Origin of the sequence: Enterobacter sp. SECR19-1250, from assembly GCF_013391025.1 — a bacterium.
Lineage (GTDB): Bacteria > Pseudomonadota > Gammaproteobacteria > Enterobacterales > Enterobacteriaceae > Enterobacter > Enterobacter cloacae.
Window position 1 is genome coordinate 65,402 of sequence record NZ_JACASJ010000014.1, and the last position, 3,720, is coordinate 69,121.

5 protein-coding genes are annotated in these 3,720 nt (G+C 56.8%); all 5 read right to left on the reverse strand.

Features of this window, described 5'->3' with window-relative positions:
• A partial coding sequence (gene rsxC / locus HX884_RS06060) for an electron transport complex subunit RsxC (protein WP_178327850.1) occupies positions 1-1,765 on the reverse strand: 1,765 nt, incomplete at its 3' end.
• A complete protein-coding gene (gene rsxB, locus HX884_RS06065) occupies positions 1,758-2,336 on the reverse strand; it encodes an electron transport complex subunit RsxB (RefSeq protein ID WP_013096899.1) in 579 nt (192 codons plus the stop codon). The genes rsxB and rsxC, both read right to left, overlap by 8 nt.
• Positions 2,336-2,917 carry an electron transport complex subunit RsxA gene (gene rsxA / locus HX884_RS06070; RefSeq protein WP_013096898.1) on the reverse strand — a complete coding sequence of 194 codons (582 nt, stop codon included), beginning with the start codon at positions 2,915-2,917 and terminating at the stop codon, positions 2,336-2,338. Before rsxA ends, rsxB begins: the two co-directional genes overlap by 1 nt.
• 76 nt (positions 2,918-2,993) lie before the next feature.
• Positions 2,994-3,434, reverse strand: a complete 441-nt coding sequence (locus HX884_RS06075) for a DUF2569 domain-containing protein (protein ID WP_013096897.1) — start codon at positions 3,432-3,434, stop codon at positions 2,994-2,996.
• 87 nt (positions 3,435-3,521) lie between these two features.
• Positions 3,522-3,720: transcription modulator YdgT (ydgT, locus tag HX884_RS06080; RefSeq protein WP_178327851.1), on the reverse strand; the 199-nt coding region annotated here is incomplete at its 5' end.

A 3,720-nucleotide genomic window follows, 5' to 3' on the forward strand; every position in this document is an offset into this window, starting at 1 on the left:
TGCGCGGGTCGACTGGTGCCTCTTCTGCAGCTGGTTGTGGTTGCTGCGCCGCTTTCCGTGCTTTGGCGCGGGCGATGGCCGCTTCAACGGCCGCTTTACGCGGATCGACACGGGTTTCTTCCGGTTGCCCTGTTTGCGCTTTTTCCGCCTGACGCGCGCGCGCCGCGGCCTTACGCGCTTCACGTGCGGCAATGGCTTCGCTGTTATCTGGCTTCTCACCGGCGGAGATCACCACAGGTTGCGCTGCGGTTGCTTTTTTCTCGCGCACGCGAGCCAGCGCCGCGTTAATGGCATCCTGATCTTTCTCGCCTGGCTGAACGGCAGCCTGCTTATGACGCTCCTGACGGGCCAGTTTTTCACGCTCCAGACGAGCCTGGCGGGCTTCAAAGCGGGCTTTCGCTTCGGCAGCGCGTTTTTCTTCCATCGAGATGGCATAAATCTCGGCCTTCTCCTGACGGAAGTACTGCACCAGCGGAATGTTGCTAGGGCAGACCCAGGCGCACGCGCCGCATTCGATGCAGTCAGCCAGATTATGCGCTTGTGCTTTACCGTGCAGCTGACCTTTGCTGTACCAGTACAACTGCTGTGGAAGCAGATCGGCCGGGCAGGCATCGGCGCAGGCGCTGCAGCGGATGCAGCCTTTCTCTTCCTGCTCTTCACCCATTTCGGTGGGGGAGGGGGCGAGCAGACAGTTAGTGATTTTTACGACCGGAACGTCCAGCCACGGCAGGGTAAAGCCCATCAATGGACCGCCCATGATCACCATCTGATCGCTGCCGGGACAGAATCCGGCCTGCTCCAGAAGATGACGAACCGGCGTGCCCAGACGCGCCCAGACGTTCCCCGGACGAGACACTGACTCGCCCGTCATCGTCACCACGCGTTCGGTCAGGGGTTCACCGTCAATCACCGCGCGTTTCACTGCGTAGGCGGTACCCACGTTTTGCATCAGCACGCCAATATCCGATGAGCGGCCGCCGTGGGGAACCTGCTTTCCGGTGAGTATTTGCGTCAGCTGTTTTGCCCCGCCCGACGGGTACTTGGTCGGAATGACGCGCAGGCTGATATCGTGGCTACCGGCGAGCACCGCGCGCAGCATGGAAATGGCCTGCGGTTTGTTATCCTCAATGCCAATCAGCACTTCACGGGGCTGCAGCACATGGGCGAGGATACGGATCCCCTCAACGACCTGCGCGGCGCAGTCCTGCATCAGGCGGTCATCGGCGGTGATATAGGGTTCGCATTCGGCGGCGTTGATAATCAGGGTCTGAATTTTATCGCCGCCACCGCGCAGTTTGACGCCGGTCGGGAACCCTGCGCCACCCAGCCCGGCAACGCCGAACTGATGAATACGGTCGATAAGCGCTTCCCGGCTGCGGGCGCGGTAGTCGCTCCAGCCATCACGCTCGATCCAGCGGTCTTCGCCGTCGGCTTCAATAATGACGCTCAGTTCGGAGAGGGCTGACGGATGTGCAACGGTGTGAGGGGTAATCGCCACCACTTTACCGGATGTCGGGGCGTGGATCGGCAGCATACGCCCACGACCAAAGGTCAATGGCTGGCCGCGAAGGACGGTATCGCCTTCTTTAACGCACAACTCACCCTCAGCGCCAATGTGCTGCTTCAGCGGCATGACGAAACGGGTCGCCAGCGGAATTTGACGCAGCGGCGTGCCGCTGGACTGGGTTTTCATCTCTGGCGGATGGATCCCGCCGTCAAAGTCCCAAATCTTTTCTTTTCTGAAAGCAGAAAATAACTTAAGCATGTTGTTCCACAGGAATATTGCGAACCGGAATGGTTTGAAGATCCCACTTCCAGCTTTCGGTAGTCGTTTCAACCGGGCGCAACTCAATACATTGCGTCGGGCAGGGGGCCACGCAGAGGTTACAGCCGGTGCACAGATCCGCCACAACGGTGTGCATGGCGCGGGTGGCGCCAACAATGGCGTCGACAGGGCATGCCTGAATACACTTGGTGCAGCCAATGCAGTTCGCTTCGTCTATCACCGCGAGGGCACGCACGGGCTCCTGCACCTGCGCATCGCCATCAATGGGTTGCGGGTCGACGTTTAGCAGCGCTGCAATTTTCAGCATTACCGCTTCGCCACCTGGCGCACAGCGGTTGATTTTCTCACCCTGAATACCCACGGCTTCTGCATAGGGACGACAGCCAGGATAGCCGCACTGCCCACACTGGCTTTGCGGTAAAAGCTCATCGATTTTTTCAACAACAGGATCGTCCTCTACCGCGAATCGGCGGGAGGCGTAACCCAGAATCAGGCCAAACACCAACCCCAGCACGCTGATGGAGGCGATGGCAATCCAGATGGTATTCATTACAACTTCACCAGACCACTAAAGCCCATAAAGGCCAGAGACATTAAACCTGCGGTCACCAGTGCAATCGCGTTTCCGCGAAAGGGCGCAGGGATATCCGCTGCGGCGAGGCGCTCACGAATAGAGGCAAACAGCACCATCACCAGCGAGAAACCGACGGCGGCAGAAAAACCGTACAGCGCCGACTGCATGAAATTATGCCCGAGATTAATGTTCAACAGCGCTACGCCAAGAACGGCACAGTTGGTGGTGATCAACGGCAGAAAGATACCCAGCAGGCGATAGAGCGCCGGGCTGGTTTTACGCACCACCATTTCGGTAAATTGCACCACTACGGCAATGACCAGAATAAAGGCCAGCGTACGGAGATAGACTAAACCCAGCGGGATGAGGATCCAGGTATCAATCAACCAGGCGCAGATGGACGCCATCGTCATCACGAAGGTGGTTGCCAGCCCCATGCCCATTGCCGTTTCCAGCTTTTTGGACACGCCCATAAACGGACACAGGCCAAGGAACTTCACCAGAACGAAGTTGTTAACCAGCACTGTGCCGACAAAGAGCAGTAAGTAATCGGTCATTATTCAGCCTGAAATAAAAAAGCCGCCTATTATCGGATAAACCACAACAGGCGACAACAGGTTATCTGTAAGGTTATTACGGATTCACGAAGGTGTTCTTCACCCTCGTCGAACGCTTGAAATAGGGCACCAGAAGCGCCGCCGCCAGTAACGGGAAAAGCAGCTGACGAACGGCCAGCGCGTCCGAAACCGGTGAAAAAGCAAAGGCTTTCACCGCCAGCAGTACGGAAACGAGCAGCCAGATGATGTAGTGCTTAGGCACATTTTTGCGGCGTTTAAAGAACGCAATGGTTAGCCACAGCGTGTAGTACCACATGCCTATGGCGAAGACGAACGACACGAACCACAGCGTAATATTCAGCACACTTTGCGACATCAGGGTCTGGATTGCATGAGGGGTAACCAGCGCGGTGGTATAAAGCAGCAGCGCAAGTGATGCGCTTAATAAGGCAACCAGCAGCCATGCCAGTGGGGCGATTAACCAGCCTCCAATTCTTTCTCCAGGCGTTGCGGTCATGAACTCTCCCATAAATCTGCGCGAAATGTTGTACAGCCAGTTTGCAGGGCGGAGAGTATATAACATTTCGCGCGGATGGCTACTTTCTTATAAAACGTAACGCCATACGGACTTAGGCACTTCGCCGACGTTAAACAAACGGCCACCGGAGACCAGTTCCGCACGGCGATGATCCGCTGCACGATACATATTGATGATGTCCTGATTATCCGACAGCGTGTAGTTCAGGTGGGCTTTGTTGAATAAATCAGATTTCGGGTAAGTCTCCCCCGTAGCGGGTTGTGTT

Excerpts from the sequence above, each read along its gene's own strand:
- rsxB (WP_013096899.1), bottom strand. The coding sequence starts at position 2,336 with ATGAATACCATCTGGATTGCCATCGCCTCCATCAGCGTGCTGGGGTTG.
- rsxA (WP_013096898.1), bottom strand. The coding sequence starts at position 2,917 with ATGACCGATTACTTACTGCTCTTTGTCGGCACAGTGCTGGTTAACAAC.
- HX884_RS06075 (WP_013096897.1), bottom strand. The coding sequence starts at position 3,434 with ATGACCGCAACGCCTGGAGAAAGAATTGGAGGCTGGTTAATCGCCCCA.